This is a genomic window from Paraburkholderia sp. C35 (genome assembly GCF_003121405.1).
In the GTDB taxonomy this organism is placed as follows: domain Bacteria; phylum Pseudomonadota; class Gammaproteobacteria; order Burkholderiales; family Burkholderiaceae; genus Paraburkholderia.
Genome location: NZ_QBUY01000090.1, coordinates 13,166 through 38,304, shown reverse-complemented (window position 1 = coordinate 38,304; position 25,139 = coordinate 13,166). Strand labels below are relative to the sequence as shown.

Below are 25,139 nucleotides of genomic sequence, written 5' to 3'. Positions count from 1 at the left end.
AGCCAGCTGATCGTCAGCGTGTCGTGAATGCCTGCTTGCCGGATCAGACTCGGCAGCCAGAAGCTCACGCCGTACAGACCCGCCAGCAACAGAAAATAGACGGCCGAAAAGAAGAGCGTCATGGCGTTGAGGACTGTTCGCAGCGCCGCAACTCAACCTGCCGAGCAGCACGCCCAGTCCAATCAATGCGCGGCCTGGGTGTGTTTGAACTGTTTGACGTATCGTCGGGCGAGAAGCGCGAGGAACTTCAGGCGCTCGTAGAGACGATCGTGAGGGCATGTTCGCCGAGCGTTGTCGACGGGGCCAAAGTGAAGGCGAAAGTGCGCCAACCGCGAAAAGTCGACGCACTGGAATGAGTCCAGACAAGTCGAATGGGTTAGAGCCGGAAGTCGACGGCGGGGCGACCAGTTGACGATGGAAAGAGCAAGGTATGGTATTCGGCCACCAGAGCATGGATGAATGAAACCATGCGCAGGCCGGCTGTCGGCATGACCGCGTCCGGCCTGCAAGCTACCATCGAAACACTGCGCACTGCCGGATGAAATCCCCGTCGGCGCACCGCGTTGTGTCGGAGAAGCGGTCTTTGCATTGCAACAGCCCGACCTCCGAACTACCTTGAATAGGTCGTGAACACCAGGTCCGCGGAAGCTGGCAATTTCGCGTGGCAAGCAAAGCAGCTATTGATGATTTTCAAACTCGGATTCGCCCTACCGTTCTCGAACTGCCCGTAACCCCATCCACCCGTGCTCGCGTAACGCTTTGAGTCTTTTACCTCGAGCTGCACGTTGGTTGGTGCTCCGGCAACGAACGACTGCTCCCGGCCGAAAATGGCATTGTTCCGATCTGACGATACATATTCGTACGCCAAGCGCACGATGATGGAGCCGTCTGGAAAGGGCAGGGTCCCTTCCTTGATCGCTTTCATTGCGATGTCGTTTCCGAGTATGCCCCGGATATCATTGTTATTGCCGGCTTCATGCGCGACGCTGATAAATTGCCAGTCGCGGTAGCCTGCGGGAAGGGTCACGCCGAACACAGGAGAGGCCCGCCCGTCGGAGCCCGAGGCGGTGCTCTCGTCAGCCGCGGTCGATAGATGAATCGAACCGGAAAGCGACGTCGATATCAACGTCAGCACGATGAGCTTCCGAGTCATTAGGGGCCTCCGACTCACTCGAACACCGCGTAAGCCTGATTCAAGCTAGCTCTGCCACTTATGCTTGTCAAGGCGAACCCGCGCGGGCAATAAGTCTTGCATTGCTGTTCCACGGTGCTGGCTAACGAATCTCCCTGGCGACTGCCTGCAAACGCGTGAACGCACTGACCCGCGCGTCATGTAACGCGCGCACATCGCGATGGGGTTCATAGACTTTACTGACTTGAGACATAGCGTTCATCGCAGTCTGCACATCGTTGAATTGCGCGCCTGCCACAGCGCCAAGAATCGCGGCGCCGAGAAGAACGGGTTCCTCCGCGCGCACGGCCAGAACCGGCTTGCCAACGGCATCGGCGAGCAGCTGGCGGACGAGATCATGGCGTCCCGCGCCTCCGCTGATCATCACCCGTTCGATCGGCGCGCCTGCGGACGCCTGAGTCTCGACTATCTGGCGCAAGCCATAGCCGATACTGCAGATACCTGCGATATACAGCGATACCAGACTATCGAGGTCGGTCTCCATGCCGAGGCCCGCGATCACTGCTCTCGCATGCGGATCGGCAAACGGGGCACGGTTGCCCAGAAATTCAGGGACTACATGTACGCCCTGCGCGAGTTTCACGACATCGGACAATGTATCGGATGCCTGCGTCGCAAGATTGGCGAGCATAGCGGGGAGTGATTGTCCCGCCTCCTCGGAACGGCCGCGCGCCTCGGCGGTCGCCGGATGGAGCGTAAGCAGCCTTTCAATGGCCGCGCCCGCAACGGACTGGCCGCCTTCGTTGAGCCAGGCGTTCGGGACCATTGCCGAGAAATACGGTCCCCAGACGCCTGGCACGAACTTCGGTTCCCGGGTCGTAGTCATCGTGCACGACGACGTTCCGAACACATAGGCGAGACAGTCTTCCGGCTCGCCTTCGGCACCCACCGTGCCGATGCCGCCCGCGTGCGCATCGATCACGCCCGCGGCAACCGGCGTCCCCGCGCGCAAGCCGAGTTGTGCCGCCGCATCTGCTGTCAGGCCGTGTTCCAACGGCGTGCCGGGTTCTACCACCTTCTGCCCAATGCGAGAAAAATCCTCGTCTGCCAGCAAACCCAGTCCGACGCTACGAAAATAGGTGCCGTCCCAGCGACGCTCATGGGCAAGGTAAGTCCACTTGCACGTGACCGTGCATGTGGATCGCGCCAGGTCGCCCGTCGCACGCCACGTCAGGAAGTCGGTGAGATCGAAGAACTGCCATGCGTCGTTGAATACGGCGGGACGATTCTCGAGAAGCCACAACAGTTTCGGCGTTTCCATCTCCGGGGATATCTTGCCGCCCACATACTTCAGGATGTCGTGCCCCGTGGCGTTGATGCGTTCCGCCTGTTCCACGGCGCGGTGATCCATCCAGACGATGATGTCGCGCTCAGCCTCCTCCGACGGCCCTACCGGCAGCGGCTTGCCGCCCTGGCCGAGCACGACCAGCGAGCAGGTGGCATCGAACCCGATCCCGACGATCCATTCCGGCGATACGTCGGCCTGCGCAATTGCATCCTTGACGGCGTGACAGACGGCACCCCAGATTTCGGTGCTCGACTGTTCAACGATGGACCCGTTTGCGCGAACCAGCGTGATGTCGTGCTTCGCCGTCGCCAGCATGCGGCCGTCAAGGTCGAAGACGCCTGCGCGCGCGCTGCCGGTGCCGACATCCACGCCGACGACAAACTGCGCGTTCGTTGCGTCCAGGGTTGTGTCATCAGAAGTCATGGCTTGCTGCCTGCTGGAGCGTTGGGTCGATGTCGAGGGACATGGGTGCCTCTCGCATGGATGCCGGTATCAGAGATCGACCGCGTTCGGAAGGATAACGAGGTCTCGAACGGTCACATTGCGGGGGCGGCTCAGCATGAAAAGCACGCAATCGGCCACTTCCTTCGGCTGCATCAGGCTGCCGGCTGCGAGCGCCTCGTCCATCTTCTCCTTGGGCCAGTCGTCCAGCAAGGCGGTCACGACCGGTCCCGGCAATACCGAGCCCACGCGTACGCCGTGCTTCGAGAGCTGTCGGCGCGTCGTATGCACGAAGGCCTGCACCGCGAACTTCGAAGCGGTGTAGATAGGCTCCCAGACCACCGGCACCATTCCTGCGATAGAACTCGTGAAGATGATGTCGCCGGACTGCTGCTTCACCATGTGCGGAAGGACGGCGCGCACGGAACGGAACGCGGCATTAATGTTCAGGTTCAGCATGCGGTCCCATGCGTCGGGATCGCCTTCTGTCACATCGCCGCCCACGTACGCGCCGGCATTCGCGTGGAAGATATCGAGGGCGCCGGCTGCATCGAGAATACGCGGCAGCAGCCCAGACACTTCCGCGGGGTTCAGCAGGTCGACGACGATGGGCAATGCATCGGGCCCAAGCTCCGAGCAAAGCGCATCGAGCCGATCTTTGGCGCGATCGATCAGCACGACCTTGGCGCCATGTGCAAGCAGCTCACGCGCGCACGCCAGACCGATACCCGACGCTGCGCCCGTAATGGCGGCGACTTTTCCTGCGATTGAGTCAGTCATTCATCCGTCTCCTTGAGAGTAGAGATCACGCGCGCCCGTGGGAGACGCGCGATTGCCGGGCAAGCGAATCGACAATGACGGCGATTGCCAACACCGCGCCAGTGATCATGAAACGCAGCGAGGACGACAGGTTCAGTAGCGTCAGTCCGCTTGCAATCGACTGGATGACGATAATGCCTAGCACCGCTGAGTACGCACTGCCGCGGCCGCCGAAGAGACTTGTGCCGCCAATCACCGCAGCTGCAATCGCGTTGAGGTTGACGTCGCCAGAGCCGGCTTGCTGACTGGCCGATGCGAGTCGCGCTGCCGACAGGACACCCCCGAGCGCCGCGAGACTCGAGCAGAGCACAAAGGCGCTCAGATAGATTCCTTTGACGTTGATACCCGCGCGTCTTGCTGCTTCTTTGTTGCCCCCTATTGCGTGCATCGAACGGCCCCAGCGCGTGCGTCTGAGCATGTAGTCCATTACGACCACAAGCGCCAGAAAAAGCGCGAACAGCAGCGGAACGCCGCGTCCCTGATTCAGGTATGCCACCACGACTTCCAGCAGCACGGTAACGACAACGCAGCGTGTGAGCAGACTGCTCATCGACGGCGCCGAGAGATTCGATGCGCGGCGTCGCTGATGTGTGCGCGTCCCGAGGACCAGCATGACTACGCCCGGCACCAGCGCAATCACATATGACGCGACAGGCGGAAGCACGATGAGCTGTCCGAGGTTGACCATCGCCGAACCATAGGGCAGGTTGATCGAGCCGCTCGCGCCGAGCACATAGAGTTGCAGCCCGAGCAAAGCCAGCAACCCGGCCAGCGTCGCTACGAAGCTTGGCATCCCAAGGCGGTTGAGCAGCGATGCATACAGCGCGCCGACGACTGCGCCCACCACGATGGCCGCAACGATCGCCAACCCCACCGGCCAGCCGTTGTTGACCCAGAGCATGCCTACGAGCGCGGAAGCGAAGCCACTCATTGAACCGACGGACAGGTCGATCTCGCCCACCATCAGCACGCACACGATACCGAGCGAGATGACCCCGATCGTCGAGCAGTCGAAGAGCAGGTTGACCAGATTGTTGGCAGACAGGAAGACCGGATTCAGGCTTGTGAAAACGGTCCAGATGATGACGAGGCCTACGACGACGGGCAGCGAACCCAGATCGCCGGACTTCACCTGATCGACGAACGCGGAGACCGTGCCTCCGATGCCCGTGGCGTGTTTAACGCGCACATCGCTGCGATCCAGCAACTGGGAGGGCCGATCGGGCTTCTGTGGATTCCCCTGCGGGGCACCCTGAACCTGGTTACTCATGACTGTTTCTCCCACTAGCCATTCACTAGGCATTTGTTGGAGCCTGACGGCGGTCGGCGCGGCGCGAGACTGCATTTTCGGTTGCGCCGGTTATTGCCGCGACGAGCTCCTGATTCGACGAGTCGGGATAGAAGACGCCGTTGTTCTTGCCGAGCCGGAGCTCGACGATCCGGTCTGCCACGGCGCGCACATCTTCCATGTTGTGGCTGATGATGATCACCGCGTGCCCGCGATCGCGCACACGTTCGATGAGATTCAGCACTTCCGCAGTCTGCGCGACGCCCAGCGCGGCGGTCGGCTCGTCGAGCATGATCAGTTTCGGGTCGAGCAGCAGCGAACGCGCGATTGCAACGGTTTGCCGCTGGCCGCCAGACAGCGATGCGACCACATCGCGCACATCGGGAATGCGCGCCGACAATTCGTTCAGAAGAGTCCATGCCCGCATCTCCATCGATACTTCGTCGAGGCGCATCGGACTCAGCTCCCGCCCGAGAAAAATGTTGGCGACCACATCGAGGTTTTCGCACAGCGCGAGATCCTGAAACACCGTGGCAATGCCCAGATCGAGCGCCGCTGACGGGTTAGCCAGCGTCACTTCGCGGCCGTCGAAGGTGATCGTGCCCGAGCTCGGCTGATGCACGCCTGCCAGCACCTTGATGAGCGTCGATTTGCCTGCGCCGTTGTCGCCCACCACCGCGACAACTTCTCCGGCGTGTACGTCGAGTTCGATGTCCGTTAGGGCCGAGACCGCTCCGAAGTGCTTGGATATGTTGCGCAGACTCAGCACCAGCTTTCCCGGCGCGGGCCGCTTCGTGGAGTTGTCAGTCATAGACCGTACCTCTGCTTTATTGCACGGAAAACCCGTACGGCACCGGAGTTCATCCGGCGCCGCGCCGGTTCAGTAGGTGATGCCGAGCTTTTTGCAGCCTTCCGCGTAACGGTCGGTACACAGGGTCTTCCCATTCGCGAAACCCTTGTCGACCACTTCGGCCTTCAGGTTCTTCGCCGTGATGACCATGGGCGTGAAAAGTTGCGTGGGCGTGTTGAAGAGCGAAGTTTCGCCCTTCGCAGCCTGTCCGGACAGGAACCCGACGGCGACCTTGGCTGCCGCCGCCGCAACGGTTTCGCTCGGCTTCAGGATAGTGTTGTATTGGTCGCCAGCAATGATCAGTTGCAGACCCGCGATGGTCGCATCGTTGCCCGTCACCGGCGGCACGGGATTCACGCCGGCTGCCTTGAAGGCCGCGACCGTTCCACCAGCCGTGCCGTCGTTTGCCGCCACGACGCCGACGATCTGCGACTGGAAGCGGGTGATCTGTCCGCTGACCCATTGTTGAGCCTTCGGCGGCGCCCATTCAGGCGTGTCGTACTCGGCCAGCGTCTTGTAGCCGCCAGACGCAATGCCTGCATGTATGCCCTTCTTGATCAGCCCCGCTGCCGCGTCGGTGGGAGAGCCGTTGACTTCGAGAAGACCACCCTTACTGGTTGGGACGCCCGTCTCTTTCAGATGCTGCACGAGCGACTCGGCGATCATGCGGCCGATGCCTTCATTATCGAACGAGACATAGTAGTCAGCCGGCGTCGACGGAACGGGGCGATCGTACGCAATGACCTTCACACCCTGGCTTTGCGCCAGATGTACCAGCGACGCCGCTGCCGTCGAATCCACCGGGTCAAGGACGATGACCTTGGCGCCCTGTGCGATGACCGAGTTGAACTGCTGCTGCTGGGTCGCAACGTCCGCGTTCGCGTTCTGATAAAGCACCTTGCAGTCGGGGCACAGCTTCGACATCGTAGCTTTAAAGCCCGGGAAGTCGTGCTGTTCATAACGGGTGGATGCCTGATCCGGCATCAGGAACGCAACCGTACCCGACGGCGCTGCCATTGCCGATCCATTTAGCAGGCCTAACGTGACGACGCCGATCGTGCCGGCGAGTGCCGAAAGCTTCTTCATACAGTGTCTCCTTGCTTATTGGACGGCGGCGCGTGGCGCCGCGTATTGTCGCGCCGAACCGGGCGCGTCGGACCCGCTTGCCGCATTGAGTTGCTGATATCCGCGCCACCTGGAAGGGGACATACCCTTGAGCGCCAGAAACTGACGGTTGAAGTTGGAGAGGTTGTTGAATCCGACCTGATAGCAGATATCACCGATGCTCAATTCCCCGGATATCAGCAACTGGCACGCAAGATTCACGCGTAGTTGGTTCACATACTGCACGAACGGTATGCCCGTATGACGGCGGAAGTATCGGGAGAATGCGCTCACGCTTTGGCCTGCCAGGCCCGCCAGGTCAGCTTCCCGCAGTTCCTGCGCAAGGTTCTTGCCGATGTAGGTCAGCACATGATTGATACGCGTCTCGGCGTAACGTGCCGGATCGGCCCGATAGGCGGCGCTCGCCAGCTTGACCGGCTCTCTGCTCTGAAGGAGGAGGGCGAACAGCGATAAGAAGAGCGCGATTCGCTGCATTCCCTGCGCGTGCAGCATCTGACGCATGATAGGCTCGGCGGCCGCGCCTGTATCCGGGGTGAACAACACACCCCAGCCCGACGCCTTGAGCAGGCCAGTCACCTTTTTGAATTCGGGAAACGCATCGATTGCACGCGTGACAAAGCCAGTATCAAACTGCAGTACCAAACAGCGTTCGCTGACTTGCTCGCCACGCGGCACATTGCTTACCCAGTTGTGAGGCAGATTGGGCCCGGTCATCACGAGATTGCCGGGCGTGAAATCTCCGACGTAGTCACCGACGAAGTACTTGCCTGTCGTGGCGGTGATCAGGTGAAGCTCGTACTCGGGATGGAAGTGCCAACGCACTGTGCTGTAAGGATAGCCGTGCGACCACACCTTGAACGATTCGTCGCGCGATACGGCGACCAGCTCCAGGTCGGGCTGACCAACGCAGGGGCGACGTCGAGCGCTGCCTTCGCTCGAATCGGTGTTGTCGTTCGTCACGTCTGTCTCCATGGCCACCGTCTTTGTCGACGATTGTTGGGCGTGTCGCCGGGTCCATAGGGCGAAGAATAGTAGACGATGCAAAATTTCACTAGACGGGATAGGACGCATCGTTGATATTTTTTTGCATCCGGGAAAGCCCCTGGCGCCTCTTTCAGTCAAAAATCGTGCAGTGCAGCAGGTCGGCGTGCGCGAATCGCATCGACTACAGGGATGCGCGCGACGCGTGAGGTCAAATTTTTGGTAGTGGCCCACTCACGGCGAACGCCGGGACTATCCTTCTTCTTCCCCGTATGGCTGCTGAGATATGTTCGTGTTATCTACGTGATTTCTGGGTTCGACAGCTTGACGCGTGATGTGAATCGGGGTGGTTCGGCGACACGCAAGCATAGGCATGTTGCGAACTGCCGGAATTGGCTGAAGGGGCCGGCCGACCTTGCCTCCAGAATTGTCGACAATGGTGGCCGTATCGAGAAGCGAATTAGCCCAAGGCGCTGTTAGTTCATTCGCAAAGGCCCTACGAGGCGCAGGAAAGATCGCGCTGGCCGCCCGCCACGATTTCGCCGGTTCAGATGGTCATATTGCAGCGAGGGGCGCTCCCACGTAGATCGCTTGACGTGTAGTGCGACTTCCAATGAGGGAGTACAAGGACACGATCTTGTACTCCCTTCGAGCATCATTCACGCAGTGCTTTCTTTGACCCGATCAAGCAGGGGCAAAAGCTCTTCGGGGTCAGGCCGGCGGGTGTAGTCCGGGTTGACCTCTGCATACACGATCACGCCGTCTTGACCGATGACGAATCGCGCGGGCATCGGCAGCGTCCAGCTCGCCTCGCCGTTCGCAACGGCGAGATCGTTTTTGAAGACGGTCTTGTACAGGTCCGCCAGGTAGTCGGGCAACTTGAATCGAATACCGAATGCCGCTGCGACTTCATTACCCGGATCCGACAGGATGGGGAAGGTTACGTGGTTCTCCCGCTGACTACGACGGCTGTTCGGAGCGGTCTGCGGTGAAATCGCTACGAGTTGGGCACCCCTGCTTTGCAGGTCCGGAAGCGAGGCCTGAATTGCCTGCAGATCGAAGTTGCAGTAGGGGCACCATACGCCCCGGTAGAAGGTCACGATCAGCGGGCCATGTGCGAGGAGATCAACGGACGAGTGCGATGTTCCTTCCGCATCCTTCAGGGTGAAGGTTGGGGCCTTGTCTCCAACCTTCAGCGCCTTTTCAGCAGCGCCGGACTCGATGAGTTCGCGCGTGGCCCGATGCATCGGCTCGTGAATGTGTGACGGTGCATTGTACGGCGGGCCGCCGGCTTCGAAGTTGGCGCGGAACGCGTCGAGCTTGTCTTGCAGTGACATGAGAAGACCTCTTTTCAGGTGATAAAAATTACGCCGTTGGTAAAGCAGCGTTAAAGGGATAGTCGAGATTGTGCTGAGCTAGCAAGTTAAGTTATTCCATCAAAAAGCAGTAGACTGGCATCTTCGATAACACTTATTCCAATGGAGAATGACCCGTGGACCGATTCGCGACCATGGAAGCATTCGTTCGCATCATTGAAACGGGTTCCTTTTCGGCGGCTGCACGTCAACTCAGGGTGGGTCAGCCTTCAATATCAAAAGCTGTTGCACAGCTTGAAAAACGGCTGGGAACACGACTCCTCTCACGCTCGACACGAGGGTTGACGCCGACTGAAGCAGGTCAGGGTTTTTACGAGCGGGCCAGGCGCGCGCTTGACGAAGCAAATGAAGCGGACCTGGCAGCAACTGGAGCCGGGACGGGACTGACAGGACGCTTGCGCTTCAGTGCAACGGTGACTTTTGCCCGGCTACACGTCATGCCGCTGCTACCGGCTTTTCTTGAGGCGCATCCTGCACTCACGGTGGAAGCAATTCTTGACGACCGCAGCGTCGATCTGATCGGGGAGAACATCGACATTGCGCTGCGAATGGGAGACCCAAAGTCGATGACGGTAACGGGAAAACGGATTGCCACGTCCCGGCGCGTGGTCGTCGCGACTTCCAGCTATCTCGATCGCCATGGCACGCCTGAACGGCCAGGCGATCTGCCCAACTTCCCTGCTGTCATTTATACGCAGGGCGGTGGAGGAGAAACATGGACTTTTAGAAAGGGCGTGAAGTCGGAAGTCGTGACGCTCAAGAACATGATCAGCACTACCGCAGCCGAGGGGGTGCGTGAGGCTGTTTTTGCAGGCATGGGGTTGGCTGTCTCTACGGAGTGGATGTTCCAGCCAGAGATCGATCTCCATCGCGTTGAGACTGTTCTTCGCGATTGGACGCTTCCGTCACTTGATCTGTGGGCTGTTTATCCAGCAGGGCGTCAGGCGACTGCGAAAGCGCGCGCCTTTTCAGCTTTCATCAGCGAATCCCTGGCAAAGACACCTTTTGCGCCTGCGGAGTAGGCCGGATGTTGGCGCTGGGATCGTTGCGGTCACAAGCGGCTGCGGAGACGCTATCGTCGTCTGATCATCTCGCGTGGCGCGACCGCGCTGGATTCACACTGGCCTTGCCCAGGCGGGATGCCGTATCGCATCTAGTGCTTCCAGCGTGGCCTGGATTGCGGGATCACCGCTGCGTCCTTCCGCATAGACGAAGGCCAGTTGCGTGGTCGCCCGATGATCACCAAAGAACACGGCTTCGCCCGCCTCGCGTGCTTCGATGGCCAACGCTTCCCGCAACAAACCCACTCCGACGCCTGCTGCAACGAGTGCCCGCATCAGTTGCTCGTGATCGGCCTCGACGGTTTCAACCGGCTTGATAGCGGTGCCTTGCAGAATCTCGTTGAGTACTTCCTGATGCCCGCTGCGCGGCGCCATTCGAATCCACGGCCTGTCCGCGAGCCGCTCCAGCGAGTCGTCCGCGAAGCGTTCCCAACAAGCCGGTACGACGAGGCGAAACGTGATTTCGTCGAGTACCTTCATGCGCGTGCCTTCCGGCTGCGCCTTGCACACCAGCAGCGCCGCGTCGATTTCCGCGCTACGCAACGCATCGACGAGCCAGCTGGTGCGGCCTACCTGCAAATCGATCTTCAGACCAGGATGCCGCGCCACCATTTCCGCGAGCAAAGGTCCGACGCGCAGCACGGCCGGGTCCAGCATCACGAAGCCGATGCGCAGCCGGCCTTCTATCTGGCCACGAAAGCCGCGCGCTGCGTGCACGAACTCGCCAAACACTTCGATGGCTTTCTCGGCCTTGCCTAACAGCGCTTCGCCTGCCTGAGTGAGCGTCACCGACGACGTCGTGCGCGACAGCAGGCGCACGTCGAGTTCCTCTTCAAGACTTCTCAGTTGTCCGCTGACGGCGGGCTGGGTGATATGCAGCGCCTCAGCCGCTTTCGTCACGCTGCCAAAGCGCGCGACGGTGACGAAGGTTCGAAGCTGACGGATGTCCATGCCTGACGGCTCCTTGTGTGCTCCCTGTGTACTTCAGAAGACGCGCTTATGACCTTTATCCGGGAAAGTGATTTCCCTGCTCAAAACGCCAGACCTATTCTGAACGTGACCCGACGGCGCGATCAATCCGGTCGCGCCCGGGGACCCATAGCAACGATCACGGAGACACACATGAACGCACCCATACTTCCTCACAACGCAGCCGAAGGTCTGTGCGCGCTTAGCGCGACCCAGACGGTCGACCTGCTGAAGAAACGCGAAGTCTCACCGCTGGATGTGGTCGATGCCGCCATCGCGCGCATTGAAGCCGTGGATCCCGTCGTCAACGCGCTGCCGCAGCGACGCTTCGAGGCAGCGCGAAAAGCGGCGCGCGACTTCCCGAAACCCGACGACGATGCGCTCGCGATGCCCGGCTACCTTGCCGGTCTGCCCATCGCCGTGAAGGACTACAACGATCTCGCGGGCGTGGCGACCACGTATGGTTCGCCGATCTTCAAGGACAACGTGGCCGCTGCATCGGACCTGACCGTCGCCAATCTCGAACGGCGCGGCGCGATTCCGCTCGCGAAGTCCAACGTCCCTGAATTCGCAGGTGCCAACACCTTCAACACCGTGTTCGGAGCGACGCGCATTCCGTGGAATCCGGGTCTGACGGTCGGCGGGTCGTCGGGTGGATCGGCGGCGGCGCTGGCTTCTGGCATGGTGTGGCTCGCAACGGGCAACGATCTGGGTGGCAGCCTGCGGATTCCGGCGAGCTATTGCAGTATCGTCGGCATGCGGCCGAGCGTGGGGCGCGTGCCGCGTCCCGTATCGCCCATTCCGTACGATCCGCTGTGGGTGGAAGGTCCGATGGGCCGAACCGTTGCTGATGTCGCGTTGATGCTCGACGCGCAGGCCCACTTCGACGCTCGCGATCCTCTCTCCTGGCCGCGCCCGGCCGTGCCATTCGCCGATGCCGTGCGCCGTCCGCGTGCGCCGCGCCGCGTGGGCTTTTCGCCCGATCTCGGCATCGGCAAGGTCGAAGCGCAGGTAGCGCGCATCTGCGAGCGGGCCGCGTTGCAATTCGGCGCATCCGGCGCACAGGTCGATGACGGTTGCCCGGATTTCGCGGGCGGCTTCGAGGCATTCCAGACTTTGCGTGCGAATCTCGTCGCGGCGGTACGCGGTCCGTTGCTCGACACCGCGCGTGATCGCATCTGCCCTGAGATCATCTGGAACATCGAAAAAGGCCTGCAGCAAAGCGGCGCAGATGTGGCGCGGGCCGAACGCCTGCGCGGCGAACTGTTCAACCGGGTCAGCGCGTTCTTCGGCAGTTACGACATGCTCGCGTGCCCGACCGTTGCGGTCGCACCGTTTCCCGTCGAACAGCGCTATCCGACGGAAATCGACGGAAGCGCGCTCGATTCGTATATCGACTGGATGTATCTGACCTTCGTGCTGACGCTCACCGGATGTCCGGTGATATCGATTCCCGCCGGCTTTACCGACGACGGCAGGCCCGTCGGCCTGCAACTGGTCGGCCGTCCGCGAGGCGACTTCGAACTGCTCGGCGCAGCGCAGTGGCTGGAGACGGCACTGAACGTACCGGCGTCGATGCCGCGCGCGGTGGCATAACGGCGATCCGCCGATCCTCGTAGTTCCATCGAGAGAACAGAGATAGAGGAAGGAGACAATCATGTCGGTCGATAGCAGAGAAGTGGCGCGCGCGCATGCGACGCATGCGCCATCCGATGAAGACGCAGCGTTCCTCGAGCGCGTGGCGTTGCGCGTGACGGCGTGGTGCGAGAAGTGGTATCCCGATGCTTTCGTGTTCGTTGCGCTGACGGTGCTCGCGGTCGCGCTCGGGGCGCTCGCGATCGGCGCGACGCCGCGTGCGGTTGCCGTCTCGTTCGGCAATGGTTTCTGGAGTCTGATTCCGTTCACGATGCAGATGGCGATGGTGGCGATCACGGGTTATGTGATTGCCAGTTCGCCACCCGTTGCAAAACTCGTCACGCGCGCCGCGCGCGTGCCCCGCAGCGGACGCGCAGCCGTGGCGTACGTCGCGTTCCTGAGTGTGCTGACTTCGCTCCTGCATTGGGCGATCAGCCTCGTATTCGCCGGTTTGCTGGTGCGTGAGCTGGCGCGACGCACCGACTTGCAGATGGACTATCGTGCGGCGGGCGCAGCAGCGTATCTCGGGATCGGAGCGACCTGGGCGATGGGTTTGAGTTCGTCCGCCGCGCAATTGCAGGCGAATGCCGCGAGTATTCCCGCGACGCTGCTGCCCATCACGGGCGTCATTCCGTTCAGCGAGACCTTGTTCCTGTGGCAAAGTCTCGCCATCGCCGCGGCGCTCGTGGTCGCGTCGACATTGATTGCGTGGTGGACCGCGCCGGGACCGTCTCGCGCGCGAACAGCCGCCGATCTCGGCATCACGCTCGACACTATCGAGGACGCCTTGCCGCCCCGTGAGCGTCCCGGCGAATGGCTCGAATACAGCCCTGTACTGATGCTGGTGCTGGTTGCACTCGGCGGTGGCTGGCTGATCAATGAATTTGCCGGCAAGAACTGGCTTGTCGCGATCTCGGGTCTCAACACCTACAACCTGATTTTCCTGATGCTCGGCATGCTGCTGCATTGGCGGCCCAAGCGCTTCTTGCGCGCGGTGTCGAAGGCTGTGCCCGTGACGTCGGGTGTGCTGATCCAGTTTCCGCTTTACGGCGCTATCGCGAGCATGCTGACGTCGGCGAAGGGCGCAACGGGCGAATCCCTGACGCACCATCTGTCGACGATGTTCGTGAGCATTGCCTCGACGGATACGTTTGCACTCGTGATGGGTGTCTATTCGGCCGTGCTCGGATTTTTCGTGCCTTCGGGCGGTGGCAAGTGGATCATCGAGGCGCCGTATGTGATGCAGGCAGCGAACAGCCTGCATGTGCATCTCGGCTGGGCCGTGCAGATCTATAACGCGGCGGAAGCGTTGCCGAATCTGATCAATCCGTTCTGGATGCTGCCGCTGCTAGGCATTCTTGGGCTGAAGGCGCGCGATATGGTGGGATTCACGTTTGCGCAGTTCTTCTGCGGAACGGTACTCGTGCTGACGATGTTGTGGGCGCTTGCACCCACACTCGTCTATCACGCGCCGGTGGTGCCGTGATAACGGCCATACGTGGAATTGACTGATACAGAAGAGCGATACTAGCTACCGGTGTTTACCGTCAAGAGGTTCAGCTTCGAGGGAGCCAGAGCGGCGGGTGGAGCGACTCTGACTGTGGTCTTGCGTCTCAGAGAATTTAGGTGGCCCACCGCCGCTTGCAAAGCAGACGCCTGTTTCGCAACCAGCAAGCCTGGCATCAGGTCCGACGGTCTGCTGCTTCCTCCTGGGCAAACAGGCTCCAGCCTGAGAGGAAAAGCGCGGCAATCAGGGGGCCGATAACGAATCCGTTGATGCCGAACAGAGACATCCCGCCTAACGTCGAAATCAGAATGACCCAGTCAGGCATCCGGGTGTCCTTGCCCACGAGCAAAGGCCGAAGAAAGTTGTCGACGAGGCCGATCACGACTACGCAGAAAAACACGAGTATCGCGCCCTTCCAGAGGCTGCCTGTCGCGAACAGATAGAGCGCGGCTGGCCCCCACACAATGGCCGCACCAACGGCTGGCAAAAGAGAAAGAAATGCCATCAGCACGCCCCACAGGAGCGCGCCCTGAATGCCGAGGATAGCGAAAATAACGCCGCCAAGCGCGCCCTGAACTGCCGCTACAACGACATTACCCTTGATCGTTGCGCGGGCCACCGTTGTGAATTTTGCGATCATCAGGGACTTGTGCTCTTCGTCCAATGGAAGGGCACGACGGATAAGCCGGCTGATGTATGGGCCGTCGCGAAGCAGAAAGAAAACCAGATACAGCATCACGCCAAAGCCAACCATAAATTCAAGCGTATGCTGGCCGATCGCGAGCGCTTGTGCGCCGACAAAGCTGCTGATCTGCGCGGCGCCCTGAGTCAGACGATGCTGCAATGATGAAATATCGTTCAGCCCGAAGCGCGTAATGATCGACTGGGCCCATTGAGGCGCCATATCCAGCAGTTTGCCGTAGGCTTCGGCGGGATTAAACTGGCCTGACTGGATCTGACCATACGCAATTCCGATATCGTTAACCACACTCATGGTGACCACCAGCAATGGAACGATCACCAGAATGATTGCAGCCAGCAGGGTGATCAGCGTCGCGAGGTTGCGACGATTCCCCAGCCGTACCACCAGCCGTCGCTGCACGGGATGAAACAGCAGCGCGAGCATGACGCCCCAGAAAATCGCGCTGAAGTAGGGCAGCAATATCCAGAAAAGCGCGACCGTCACGACGAGCAGCAGCAGATGGAAAAAACGGCGATGGATGTCTTCGTTGGAGTCGTTGCTGTTCATGATCTTCGTGTTGATGGGTTGTCTTCGGTATTCCAGCGACAACAATTGAAATCAGAGCTGCGATTCGAGCGGCAAGACGATTAACTCACCCAGTTTTTCCCTGAGGGAGCGGCGCTTCCAGCGATCGTAGGTATAGCGGGTGGCGTGTTTCAGATCGGCTTCCATCACGCGAGTCATCTCCTCGCCGAAAGTGGGCGAGTACACGTTCAGGCTCGCTTCGTCGTTCAGGTTGAACGAGCGCATATCGAAGTTCGTCGATCCGACGGAAACCATCAGGCGATCGAGAATCAGCATTTTGTTATGCATCATCGTACGGCTGAACTCGTAAATTTCGACGCCTTCTGCAAGCAGACTGCCCCAGCGACGCTTCGACGCCATCCGCACCAACCGGGAATCGATATATCGGCCCGGTACGAGAAGGCGGACGTTGACGCCACGCCTGCGCGCGGCGACGAGTGCGTCGATCATCAACTGGTCGGGAATGAAGTACGCGGCCTGGAGATCGATCGATTTCTCCGCCGCCACGACGGCCAGCATATACATCAGATACATACTGGCCGATCCGCCAGCAGGTGAGCTGACGAACACGTGCATTTTATGCGGGCCGGCCGCAGCGAGCATCGGGTAATAGCGGTCGCTGTGCAGCACGCGGCCGGTGGTCTTCAGCCAGTTGTCCATGAAGGCCGCCTGCATCTGCGCGACCACCGGCCCGGTCACCCGAAAGTGCACGTCGCGCCAATGTTCCGGGTCCTGTGCGTGGCCGCTCCATTGGTCGGCAATTCCAACACCTCCGGTGAAGCCGATTTCGCCATCCACCACCAGCAGCTTTCGATGGGTGCGATTGTTCAGTCGGGCAACGGTGTACCAGTTCAACGCGTGATAGCGCTCGACTTCGACGCCGGCCTGTTTCAGTTCATCCAGTAATGCTGTGTCCATCTTGGCGCTGCCCGCCCAGTCGAGCATCACGTGAACCGGAATGCCGGCCGTTGCCCGTTCCTTGAGTGCATCGGCAAACTCCCGTCCGATCTGCCCCGACCAGTAAATGTAAGTCTCGAACGTGATGCTTCGCCTCGCGCTCCGGATTGCGGCGAGCATGGCCGGGAAAATCTCATCTCCGTTCTGCAGAGCCGAAATCGCATTGCCCTCCTTCATATCAGGGCCGAGCATGGCATCCATTTCCAGCTCGAACTGAGGATCGGAGATCCCGTGACAGTGCGAGATCTGATGACGAACAGTCTTTTCCGGGGTTTTAAAATTAATCGCCAGGACGAACAAACAGAACGCCACCAAGATGGCTGCAAGGGTTATCCAGGCCACGTCTTACCTTAAGGTCGGAGAATCGTCAGGGGTTGAATGAGGTGCCTGTTGTTCGAGATCAGTTGATGATTTGCAAGTCAATCGGATCTTCGGGTGAGTGCAGGGCCGTGTGGCTTACGCAATTTTCGTACCTGGGAAAAATGCCATAAAGCGAAAGTTCTTGATCTGCTCCGATCGCTGTTGATCTTCGGTTCACGGCTCCGCCTCCGTCTCGGTTGTGGCGAACTGTACCGATCCAGAAAAGCGGATTGATCTACGGCACGGAGCGCACCCATTAGCAGCTGCCCGACGACCGTTTAGACCTGGTCGCATGGAGTTCAGTCAGAGAGAAATCCGGAGACCGTGTTGATGCAAGGCGCGTCTATCCTGCACCTCAGGAGTCAGCGCGGGGATCGACCCGTACGTGGGCCGGGATTGAGGCCTGCGAACGGGTTATCGACAGCATGATTGGTGTTCGCGTGGCGGGTGCGATGGTCGTGCTACCGGTGTGCGGCGTCATTGCGAAATCTGATGCGTGCAGCAACTCAGGATGCACAGCAGGCCGGTTTCGAAAATATCGAACCTGGCCGCCGCGATGGTGCCCGCAATAAATGTTCGCGCGAGGCCGGCATCGTCGACATGCCCCTCGCGCGATATTGACGAGCGTCGCGCCAAGTTTCATCCGGGCAAGTTGTGGGGCACCGATCAGGTGATGGTTCCAGGGACCAAGGTTGGTAGCGCCGCAGAAGCGGTCATTGACCCGATATATTGATCAGCGACCGCTTTGGGTCGAGGCTGTGTGGAAACGCGAAACGCAGGTTTGACGTGCGACGAATCTGCAGCAGTAAGTATAGAGCCGCACTGTGCTCTCGCAATCAATCAGTCGAGTGGGGAGCGCTGGGCGGCACCGTTGCCTCACTACTAGCTGGGCGGCGTCTCGGTCTGTGTTGGGAACCTCGGTGCATCAAGCACCCACCAGCCGCATTGCTCTCATCGTTCGCGAGAATCCCAATATCGATATGACGCGCTTGAGGTTGTAGGCCAGTACATGCAGGCTCATCTCCGTGCTTACATTGTGCAGTCTGCGAGTCAGGAAGTGTGTGTAACCCATCCAGTGCTTGAACGTTCCGAAGACGTGTTCAACGGTGCGTCTTCGTACCATCATCGCCTCCGGCATTCGGTCCAGTCTCTGCTGGGCGGCTTCCAGGACAGACTCATGTTCCCATCGCGTGATTCGTCGATAATCGCTTGGGGTGCATTGTGATTTAATCGCGCAACGAGGACAGGCACTGCTCCAGTAGCGACGCAGTTGCATGCCATGCTCCTCACGGTCGAAGCGATGGATTGCACGTTGTCCAGCCGGACACAGGTATTCGTCATCCCGGGCGATGTAGATGAAGTCTGCTCTGTCGAAGCGGCCATGGGCTTTTGCGCCTGACGTCAGGTTCTTCGGCAGAATGGCTGCAATGCCCTCATCCGCGCATGCTTTTATCTGCGGCCCGCTGTAATACCCGCGGTCAGCGATAGCCTTCAATCTCTTCTTGCCCATGGCATCGCGGGCAGCTTGGGCCATTGGACTGAGCTGCGCCCGGTCATGGCCGGAGTTTGTTACCTCATGGGCGACGATTAGATGGTGCCGGGCGTCTACGGCCACCTGCACGTTGTAGCCCACCATGCCCGAGCCTCTGCCGCTCGTCGCCATAGAGCGCGCATCAGGGTCGGTCAGCGAGAGCTGACCATCAGGCTGCGTCTTGAGTTCTTCCTTAATCTGCTCAAGGCGACGCATTTGCCCCCGCAATTGCACGATCTTCTCTTTCAGCCGGGTTGTCCTGGCTTCCAGCTCTGCCGGTTGTGTGCGGTCAGCAGTTTCCAACGCACTCAGATAGCGCTGGATGCTTTCCTCAATCTGTTGTTGCCGTTTGTCGATCTTGCCATTCGTGAAGTTACGGTCGCGGGTGTTGGATGCCTTGAACTTGCTACCGTCAATGGCAACCAGTGCTTGCGAGAACAGCTTCAGATCACGGCACAGAACAACAAACCGGCGACAGACGTTGCAAATGCCTGTTCCATTGTCTCGCCGAAAGTCGGCTATCGTCTTGAAGTCCGGTGCCAGGCGACCCGTGAGCCACATCAACTCGACATTGCGTTGGCATTCCCGCTCCAGACGACGACTCGATTGAATCCGGTTGAGGTAGCCATAGATGTAAATCTTCAGCAGCACTGCCGGATGGTAGGAGGGGCGACCTGTCGTTGATGGTGTGACACCATCGAAGCCCATCGGTTCCAGTTCGAGTTCTTCGACGAAGGCCTCGATGATCCTCACCGGGTTATCCTCGGCAACGAAGTCATCCAGGCATTCGGGCAACAGCGTTACCTGATTGCGGTCTTCGCCTTCTATGAATCGCTTCATCCGGTCACCCACGCTGAATGAGTCAATTCAGTCTAGGCCATCTGATGCGAGAATGTTGACTCGAGAACTTACGGCGAGAAGGTAGTGAACCTGCATGTGATCTATACACGAGACAACCTGATCCTGCTGTCGCGAAAGCAATACGTATCGTGGCAAGAAATTCAGGAAGACATCGAAGACTACATGGCTTCGCTAGGGCCTTGGCTGCCCGAACAAACCATTGAATACTTGCAGGAAGAGCATCCGGGCCTGTCACCGGACGCGGCCGAGCAGGTGCGCGCGTTCCTTTCAATGAGCGAAACAACCATCACCCTTCGTTTCAAGTCCAGCGGCACCGATGACTAGGGAGCTACTTGATGGACAAGAGTAACGTGTTTTCACACAGCCTCGGTCGACTTCTGTCGGATGCAGTCGGGCCAACGGCAGCATCTGTGGTGGGCTCACCGTCGGACCGTATGCGGCCACGAAGCGACGGTCGCCAAAGTTGAATCTGTGTCATTCGGATGACCGGAACGCATCCGAAAGTAGTCACTGCGTTTTGCAATACAGCTGCGACGTCCATCAGGTAGCACCGACGTCGCAACCGCAAATTCGCCGCTTAATCCAGGTCCGCCGGCGTGAGCACGAAGTCGAACGCAGATCGCCACAGTGTGGAAGCGTTCTGCAAGCGCTCATACGGCGCGACCAGCGTCTCCTTTACACCAAACACCGCATCGGACGTCATGTAGTTGTCGTCACCGACGAACGTATGCGTCACCACTCTCTGGAAATCCGGTGCTGTGACGATGAAGTGCATGTGTGCGGGCCGATAGGGGTGTCTTCCAAGCACTTCCAGCATCTTGCCGACTGGACCATCGTGCGGAATCGGATACGACACCGGCTTGATGCCAACAAAGCTGTAACGGCCGTCCGCACCCGTGGTGAATACTCCCCGATTATTCCATTTGGGCTGGATATCTGGCTGCTGGACGTCATAGAACCCTTCAGCATTGTCGGACCATACATCGATCCTCGCCCCTGCAATACCGTTTCCTCGCAGATCCGTCACGCATCCCTCAAACAGACAGCTCTCTCCTTTTCCATCGAATGAGATCCCCGCGCCCAGGTCCCGCTCGGGCGCACCCTTGACGTGAAACGGACCCAGTACCGTATTTTCGGTCGCGCCCGCAGGACGTCGATTGTTAATCGCGTCAACGAGCATCGACGCGCCCAACGTGTCACTCAACAGAACAAATTCCTGTCGCTCGCCACTGCATATCTGCCCTGTCTGCGTCAGAAAGTCGATCGCGAATTCCCATTCGCTCTGGGTGAGTTGAACGTCCTTAATGAACGCATGTAGATGCGAGATTAGCGAGGACATCACCTCCTTAAGTCGAGGATTTACGGTGTTCCCCATGCGGGCATTGACAGCCTCGACCGAGGCTACTTCAGAAAAAAATTTCGACATGGTCGACAGTCCTTGAAATTGATGGATCGATCCGGCATCACGTTATCGTGGCCGCGATCCTTCCCACGCACGCTGCAGCAATGATCGAACCGCGTCCCGTTCGATCGGCCGCGGATTCCAGTAGGGATTCTTCACGGCCAGATCGGTGGCCTCATCGAGCCGCGTCTCTTGCAGACCGAGATCCTTCAAAGCAAGTGGCGCGTTGAGAGAACGCGCGAAGTCGTAGAGCCCAGCGCCAATCGAGCCGCCGAACAGCTTCGCAAGCGGCTCCAAAGTTAGTGCGGCGGCCTGCGCGTTGTACTCTGCCGAGTGCGGCAAGACGATCGCATGTGTTTCGGCGTGAGGCAGATCGAATCGGCCGCCAAGCGTATGGCAAAGCTTGTGGTGCAATGACATACCGACCGTGCCCAATACGGAGCCGCAGAGCCAGGCGCCGTAGAGCGCATCGCCTCGGGCTGCCAGATCGGTTGGCTGACTGACGATAACGGGCAGGGCATCGCGCAAGGCGCGCACGCCTTCAACGGCCATCAACGACGACACTGGATTTCCGTCGCGGGCATAGACGCCTTCTACCGCATGCGCCATTGCGTTCAGACCACTCGTCACGCTCATTGCGACCGGCAAACCGACTGTCAATTCGGGATCGTAGATGACGACCTCCGGCAGGACCTTTGAATCCCGCACAGTAGTCTTGATGCCATTCTCGGTCTGTCCAAGGATCGGTGTCACCTCTGAACCGGCGTACGTCGTCGCGACGACGATCTGCGGCGCGTCGTTACGATATGCGATGGCTTTACCAAGGCCGATGGTCGAACCGCCGCCATATGCGACCACGCAGTCGGCACCTGAAGCATCGTAGACGTCCATCGCTTTCACCGTCACGGTCACCGGCGTATGCATCGTGGCTTCATCGAACACGCCGGCCGCGAGCGGCCCAAGTTGCTCGGCGAGCCTCTCTGCATCGACCCGTTGAAACGGTGTCGACAAAATCAGCGCCCGCTTTTTACCCAGGCGGCGGACCTCATCCGCGACGGCGTTTAATTGGCCGACCCCGAACAATATTCGGGCGGGGTTAATGTCGAAGTTGAAATGGGTTGCCATCTACACAGTCCTGAATCAGATGAACAGGGGGAGATACGTATTGAATGCCTTGTGTCCTGCCTTCAAAGACGGCACCACCGCGCTGCGATACGCTCCGCGGCAACTTCGGCAAGCATTAACGTGGGGAGATTGGTGTTTGCGCTCGTGATGACAGGCATCACGGAAGCATCGACCACAAAGAGATTGCTGGCGCCGTGCACGCGAAATTCGTTATCGACGACAGCCATAGGGTCGTCCGCATTGCCCATAGAACAAGTGCCCACGGGGTGGCCCATGGGACAGATCGACGACAGCAGCTCTTCGTCGAGGATCTGTCGGCCTCCACCGGCAAAAACAGCGGCCTTTCCACTTTTGAACGCACGACCGAATATTGTCCGCCGGATGGGACCGGGTGAACCGGCAGCCAGTCCCGCTGCCATGGCCAGCGCCTTTCCCGCGAATCCAGGGCGGTTGAACTGCTTCATGGAAAGTGCGCCGGGCAACAGAAAGGCCTCGTTATATTGTGTGGCGACGCTTGGGTCGCGCAGCAGATGCTCGGTCAGTCGTGCTGCCCTGATCATGCGTTCAGGATCCGCCGGATCGGACATAAAGCGGAAGTTGATGTCCGGGTTGACACGCGGATCCGCGCTGCTCAGTTTGACAAAGCCGCGAGACTTCGGTGCATACAGTGCAGTACCGACCAATGCGAAATCGGGACCGAACGATTCTCCGCTCACCCGGCCAATAACAAATGCAAACAGGTCACCTGCTGGGCAACCCTGCACGCGAGACGAGGCCCGCAGGCCCGCCACAGCGAAACGTCGTAAATCAGCTTCGATCCGCTTCCCGCGGGGTAACGTGAGCGCGAAGAACATGTAGGGGTGGTTCTGAAGGTTCCGGCCGACGCCCGGTAGATCGACAGACACCGGAATCCCGAGCGTGGTCAGTTCTTCTGCGGGTCCGATGCCGGAACGCAGCAAAATGGTCGGCGAATAGATGCCCCCCGCGGAGACAATGACATGTCGCGCGTTCAATTGAATCGTTGTGCCGTCGTCCCGTACTGCATCTACACCCGATACCGCATCGCCCATCATGCGTAGCCGGGTAACCTGTGTGTTCGGCAGGATCTCCAGATTCGGTCGTGCCCTGACCTCAGCGGAGAGGTAGCTCCCTGCGCTTGTCACGCGGGTATCTGCGTCGAGCGCAACCGGCATTGAAAAAAAGCCGTCGCCGGGTTGTTCGTTGATATCGTCGATGAATGGCAATCCGGCGCGTCGCGCCGCCTGCTCCATTGCGCGGACAAATGCCGGCCACTGTGCCTTCGGTGTCCGGGAAATGGGATGCGGACCATCCGAAATGCCCACCCGATCCCGATCACTTTCGACCTTGCGGAAATACGGCAATACCGTGTCCCACGAAAAATTACCGGCGCCGGCATCGGCCCATCGCGCATAGTCGGACGGCACCCCGCGGAGTGCGAACATGCCATTGATGCTCGAACCGCCTCCCATCACCCGTGCCTGCGGATATGGCGCGGGTGGGGCGCCATCTGCAGACTTCGCCGCCAGGTCTTTCCAGAAATAGTTCGGATTGAGCGATGAGGCAGGAAACGCGTCCTGAACATCCGCCGGCACCGCCCCCGGCGAAATATCGTCGCCTGCTTCAACGAGGATGACACGACACTTATGATTTTCTGAAAGTCGCGATGCCATGACGGTACCGGCAGTGCCGCCGCCGATAATCATAAAATCGAATTCCATACCTTCCTCATTCTTGGCAAGCTTGTCGGTCGGCGACGGACCGTGGAAAAGAATCAGTCATGGACGCTAATTGCTTTCCGGAAACGCAGATCCGATAGCAAGTTCAAGTTGCTGAGGAACGCGTCGTCTTGTGACGGCCAGTGCAATCGTGAACACGGCCGCCAGTGCAAAGCCCGCACCGCAAAGGGCGATGCTGGTCGCAAGACTGGTTCTGCTTGCAAGGGCGCCAAGCACAAAAGGGGCAAACGCAGACAGCCCCCGGCCGACGTTGAAGCAGAATCCCGCACCGAGACTGCGGACCCTCAGCGGATAAATCTCGGCAAAATAGGAACCGAAGATCCCCGAGAAAGAGAAGAACAACGCCATGACAGGCCCCATCCACAACAGCACAGCGTTGCTGCCTGTGAGGGAATAGAGCGGCATCATGATGGTCGCACCGACAAAGGAAAGAAGCAGCGATGGCACCCGACCAATTTTGTCGCTCAACCAGCCAAACAGCTGCAGACCGACAAACATCCCGACGTTAAGCAAAATGACGAATGTGGTCATGCTGGCGGCACTCAGGCCTCGTTCCTTGCTGAGATAGGTGGGAATCCACGTGTTCGCCCCCCAGTAGCCAACCAGTGCGAACGTTGCCGCGAGCGTTCCGAAGATGGTCGTCCATCGCAATTCGTCTGAGAATATTTCGGCTATTGATATCTTTTGCGCGGTGATTCCCGCCTTCTCCCGGCTCGCCACCCAAACGGCTGACTCCCGGACGAAGTACATCGTATAGATTGCAGCTACGATGGCGCCGAATCCACAAAGAAACAGCACCCGCCAACCATACGTTGGCAGGATAACACGGGCGAGTGTTGCCGCGATGCCAAAGCCAACGGGCCACGCGCTGCTCACGAGTGACATTGCACGACCTCGCTGGTGTGGACCGAACGTCTCTCCGATGAACGCCGCGGCGACGCCCCAAACGCCCCCAAGACCGAGGCCAGCGAGGAAGCGCATCACCATCATGTCAAGCCAGCCACGTGAGAGCGCTATGGCGGCAGTAAAGACGCCGAAAACTAGCAGACTTCCGATAAGCGCGCGCTTGCGTCCGTAGTTATCTGCATACCAGCCAACCATCACGCTGCTCAAACCCACACCGATTAGCGTTGCAGTCCCGATCAGACCTGCCATCGCCAGTGGCAGATGGAAATCACGGATGATCACCGGCATCGCCACGGCCAGTAGCATGAAATCCATTGCATCGAACGCGTAAGCAAGAAAACAGGCGGTTAGAACGTGCCAGCGGTTCTGTTCTTTAATGGATGGATTTGTCGACATGATGTGTCTCCTACGGACTGCGAATTGTTGTGTGGCGCCTCCACC

The 25,139-nt window shown here is 59.5% G+C and carries 20 protein-coding genes; 4 read left to right on the top strand and 16 right to left on the bottom strand.

The features are described from left to right. Nucleotides 1-610 precede the first annotated feature (610 nt). The 8 genes from DK391_RS33885 to DK391_RS33850 form a co-directional block, all read right to left on the bottom strand. Nucleotides 611-1,153 carry a cytochrome P460 family protein gene (locus tag DK391_RS33885; protein ID WP_109482372.1) on the bottom strand — a complete coding sequence of 181 codons (543 nt, stop codon included), beginning with the start codon at nt 1,151-1,153 and terminating at the stop codon, nt 611-613. A gap of 121 nt (nt 1,154-1,274) precedes the next feature. Next, entirely contained in the window at nt 1,275-2,903 is a 1,629-nt protein-coding gene (locus DK391_RS33880; protein ID WP_109482371.1) for an FGGY-family carbohydrate kinase, read from the bottom strand. A 69-nt stretch (nt 2,904-2,972) separates the two neighbouring features. Further along, on the bottom strand, nt 2,973-3,701 hold the full coding sequence (locus DK391_RS33875) for an SDR family oxidoreductase (RefSeq protein ID WP_109482370.1): 729 nt from the start codon (nt 3,699-3,701) through the stop codon (nt 2,973-2,975). Between the two features lie 25 nt (nt 3,702-3,726). Continuing rightward, a complete protein-coding gene (locus tag DK391_RS33870; protein ID WP_239483034.1) occupies nt 3,727-5,085 on the bottom strand; it encodes a sugar ABC transporter permease in 1,359 nt (452 codons plus the stop codon). After that, nucleotides 5,036-5,839: an ATP-binding cassette domain-containing protein gene (locus DK391_RS33865; RefSeq protein ID WP_109482368.1), complete on the bottom strand. Its 804-nt coding sequence runs from the start codon at nt 5,837-5,839 to the stop codon at nt 5,036-5,038. The genes DK391_RS33870 and DK391_RS33865 overlap by 50 nt, the downstream gene beginning before the upstream one ends. Nucleotides 5,840-5,908: 69 nt before the next feature. Next, entirely contained in the window at nt 5,909-6,964 is a 1,056-nt protein-coding gene (locus tag DK391_RS33860) for a sugar ABC transporter substrate-binding protein (RefSeq protein ID WP_109482367.1), read from the bottom strand. A 15-nt stretch (nt 6,965-6,979) separates the two neighbouring features. After that, the gene (locus tag DK391_RS33855) at nt 6,980-7,963 is read right to left on the bottom strand and encodes an AraC family transcriptional regulator (RefSeq protein WP_239483033.1); all 984 of its coding nucleotides are present in this window, start codon (nt 7,961-7,963) and stop codon (nt 6,980-6,982) included. Nucleotides 7,964-8,643: 680 nt separating this feature from the next. Next, a complete protein-coding gene (locus tag DK391_RS33850; protein ID WP_109482365.1) occupies nt 8,644-9,321 on the bottom strand; it encodes a peroxiredoxin-like family protein in 678 nt (225 codons plus the stop codon). 155 nt (nt 9,322-9,476) lie between these two features. Between DK391_RS33850 and DK391_RS33845 the strand changes: the two genes are divergently transcribed. Continuing rightward, entirely contained in the window at nt 9,477-10,382 is a 906-nt protein-coding gene (locus DK391_RS33845) for a LysR family transcriptional regulator (RefSeq protein WP_109482364.1), read from the top strand. A gap of 93 nt (nt 10,383-10,475) precedes the next feature. Here DK391_RS33845 and DK391_RS33840 read toward each other — a convergent pair whose 3' ends face one another. Further along, entirely contained in the window at nt 10,476-11,372 is an 897-nt protein-coding gene (locus DK391_RS33840; RefSeq protein ID WP_109482363.1) for a LysR family transcriptional regulator, read from the bottom strand. Nucleotides 11,373-11,543: 171 nt separating this feature from the next. Between DK391_RS33840 and DK391_RS33835 the strand changes: the two genes are divergently transcribed. Both DK391_RS33835 and DK391_RS33830 read left to right on the top strand, forming a co-directional pair. Beyond that, nucleotides 11,544-12,986, top strand: coding sequence for an amidase family protein (locus DK391_RS33835; RefSeq protein WP_109482362.1), 1,443 nt, complete (start codon nt 11,544-11,546; stop codon nt 12,984-12,986). Nucleotides 12,987-13,047: 61 nt separating this feature from the next. Next, entirely contained in the window at nt 13,048-14,511 is a 1,464-nt protein-coding gene (locus DK391_RS33830; protein ID WP_109482361.1) for a TIGR00366 family protein, read from the top strand. A 196-nt stretch (nt 14,512-14,707) separates the two neighbouring features. Here the strand turns inward: DK391_RS33830 and DK391_RS33825 are convergent, their stop codons facing one another. The 3 genes from DK391_RS33825 to DK391_RS33810 all read right to left on the bottom strand — a co-directional run bounded on the left by DK391_RS33825 (nt 14,708) and on the right by DK391_RS33810 (nt 19,487). Then, nucleotides 14,708-15,781 (bottom strand): AI-2E family transporter, encoded by a 1,074-nt coding sequence (locus DK391_RS33825; protein ID WP_109482360.1) that lies wholly within the window; start codon nt 15,779-15,781, stop codon nt 14,708-14,710. Nucleotides 15,782-15,832: 51 nt separating this feature from the next. After that, nucleotides 15,833-17,098 (bottom strand): cardiolipin synthase, encoded by a 1,266-nt coding sequence (cls, locus tag DK391_RS33820; protein ID WP_109482359.1) that lies wholly within the window; start codon nt 17,096-17,098, stop codon nt 15,833-15,835. A gap of 943 nt (nt 17,099-18,041) precedes the next feature. Beyond that, entirely contained in the window at nt 18,042-19,487 is a 1,446-nt protein-coding gene (locus DK391_RS33810) for an IS1182 family transposase (RefSeq protein ID WP_109482357.1), read from the bottom strand. An 84-nt stretch (nt 19,488-19,571) separates the two neighbouring features. On the opposite strand from DK391_RS33810, the gene DK391_RS33805 reads away from it, so the two are divergent. Beyond that, nucleotides 19,572-19,832, top strand: coding sequence for a hypothetical protein (locus DK391_RS33805; protein ID WP_109482356.1), 261 nt, complete (start codon nt 19,572-19,574; stop codon nt 19,830-19,832). Nucleotides 19,833-20,085: 253 nt separating this feature from the next. On the opposite strand, the gene DK391_RS33800 is transcribed toward DK391_RS33805, so the two are convergent. The 4 genes from DK391_RS33800 to DK391_RS33785 all read right to left on the bottom strand — a co-directional run bounded on the left by DK391_RS33800 (nt 20,086) and on the right by DK391_RS33785 (nt 25,094). Then, nucleotides 20,086-20,934 (bottom strand): dioxygenase, encoded by an 849-nt coding sequence (locus DK391_RS33800; protein WP_109482355.1) that lies wholly within the window; start codon nt 20,932-20,934, stop codon nt 20,086-20,088. A 42-nt stretch (nt 20,935-20,976) separates the two neighbouring features. Continuing rightward, the gene (locus tag DK391_RS33795) at nt 20,977-22,035 is read right to left on the bottom strand and encodes a maleylacetate reductase (RefSeq protein ID WP_109482354.1); all 1,059 of its coding nucleotides are present in this window, start codon (nt 22,033-22,035) and stop codon (nt 20,977-20,979) included. A 62-nt stretch (nt 22,036-22,097) separates the two neighbouring features. After that, nucleotides 22,098-23,774, bottom strand: coding sequence for a GMC family oxidoreductase N-terminal domain-containing protein (locus DK391_RS33790; protein WP_109482353.1), 1,677 nt, complete (start codon nt 23,772-23,774; stop codon nt 22,098-22,100). 66 nt (nt 23,775-23,840) lie between these two features. After that, a complete protein-coding gene (locus tag DK391_RS33785) occupies nt 23,841-25,094 on the bottom strand; it encodes an MFS transporter (RefSeq protein ID WP_109482352.1) in 1,254 nt (417 codons plus the stop codon). Between the last annotated feature and the right edge of the window lie 45 nt (nt 25,095-25,139).

Coding starts and splice junctions, on each gene's coding strand:
- DK391_RS33885 (WP_109482372.1), bottom strand. CDS start 1,153: ATGACTCGGAAGCTCATCGTGCTGACGTTGATATCGACGTCGCTTTCC.
- DK391_RS33880 (WP_109482371.1), bottom strand. CDS start 2,903: ATGACTTCTGATGACACAACCCTGGACGCAACGAACGCGCAGTTTGTC.
- DK391_RS33875 (WP_109482370.1), bottom strand. CDS start 3,701: ATGACTGACTCAATCGCAGGAAAAGTCGCCGCCATTACGGGCGCAGCG.
- DK391_RS33870 (WP_239483034.1), bottom strand. CDS start 5,085: ATGCAGTCTCGCGCCGCGCCGACCGCCGTCAGGCTCCAACAAATGCCT.
- DK391_RS33865 (WP_109482368.1), bottom strand. CDS start 5,839: ATGACTGACAACTCCACGAAGCGGCCCGCGCCGGGAAAGCTGGTGCTG.
- DK391_RS33860 (WP_109482367.1), bottom strand. CDS start 6,964: ATGAAGAAGCTTTCGGCACTCGCCGGCACGATCGGCGTCGTCACGTTA.
- DK391_RS33850 (WP_109482365.1), bottom strand. CDS start 9,321: ATGTCACTGCAAGACAAGCTCGACGCGTTCCGCGCCAACTTCGAAGCC.
- DK391_RS33840 (WP_109482363.1), bottom strand. CDS start 11,372: ATGGACATCCGTCAGCTTCGAACCTTCGTCACCGTCGCGCGCTTTGGC.
- DK391_RS33835 (WP_109482362.1), top strand. CDS start 11,544: ATGAACGCACCCATACTTCCTCACAACGCAGCCGAAGGTCTGTGCGCG.
- DK391_RS33830 (WP_109482361.1), top strand. CDS start 13,048: ATGTCGGTCGATAGCAGAGAAGTGGCGCGCGCGCATGCGACGCATGCG.
- DK391_RS33825 (WP_109482360.1), bottom strand. CDS start 15,781: ATGAACAGCAACGACTCCAACGAAGACATCCATCGCCGTTTTTTCCAT.
- DK391_RS33810 (WP_109482357.1), bottom strand. CDS start 19,487: ATGAAGCGATTCATAGAAGGCGAAGACCGCAATCAGGTAACGCTGTTG.
- DK391_RS33800 (WP_109482355.1), bottom strand. CDS start 20,934: ATGTCGAAATTTTTTTCTGAAGTAGCCTCGGTCGAGGCTGTCAATGCC.
- DK391_RS33795 (WP_109482354.1), bottom strand. CDS start 22,035: ATGGCAACCCATTTCAACTTCGACATTAACCCCGCCCGAATATTGTTC.
- DK391_RS33790 (WP_109482353.1), bottom strand. CDS start 23,774: ATGGAATTCGATTTTATGATTATCGGCGGCGGCACTGCCGGTACCGTC.
- DK391_RS33785 (WP_109482352.1), bottom strand. CDS start 25,094: ATGTCGACAAATCCATCCATTAAAGAACAGAACCGCTGGCACGTTCTA.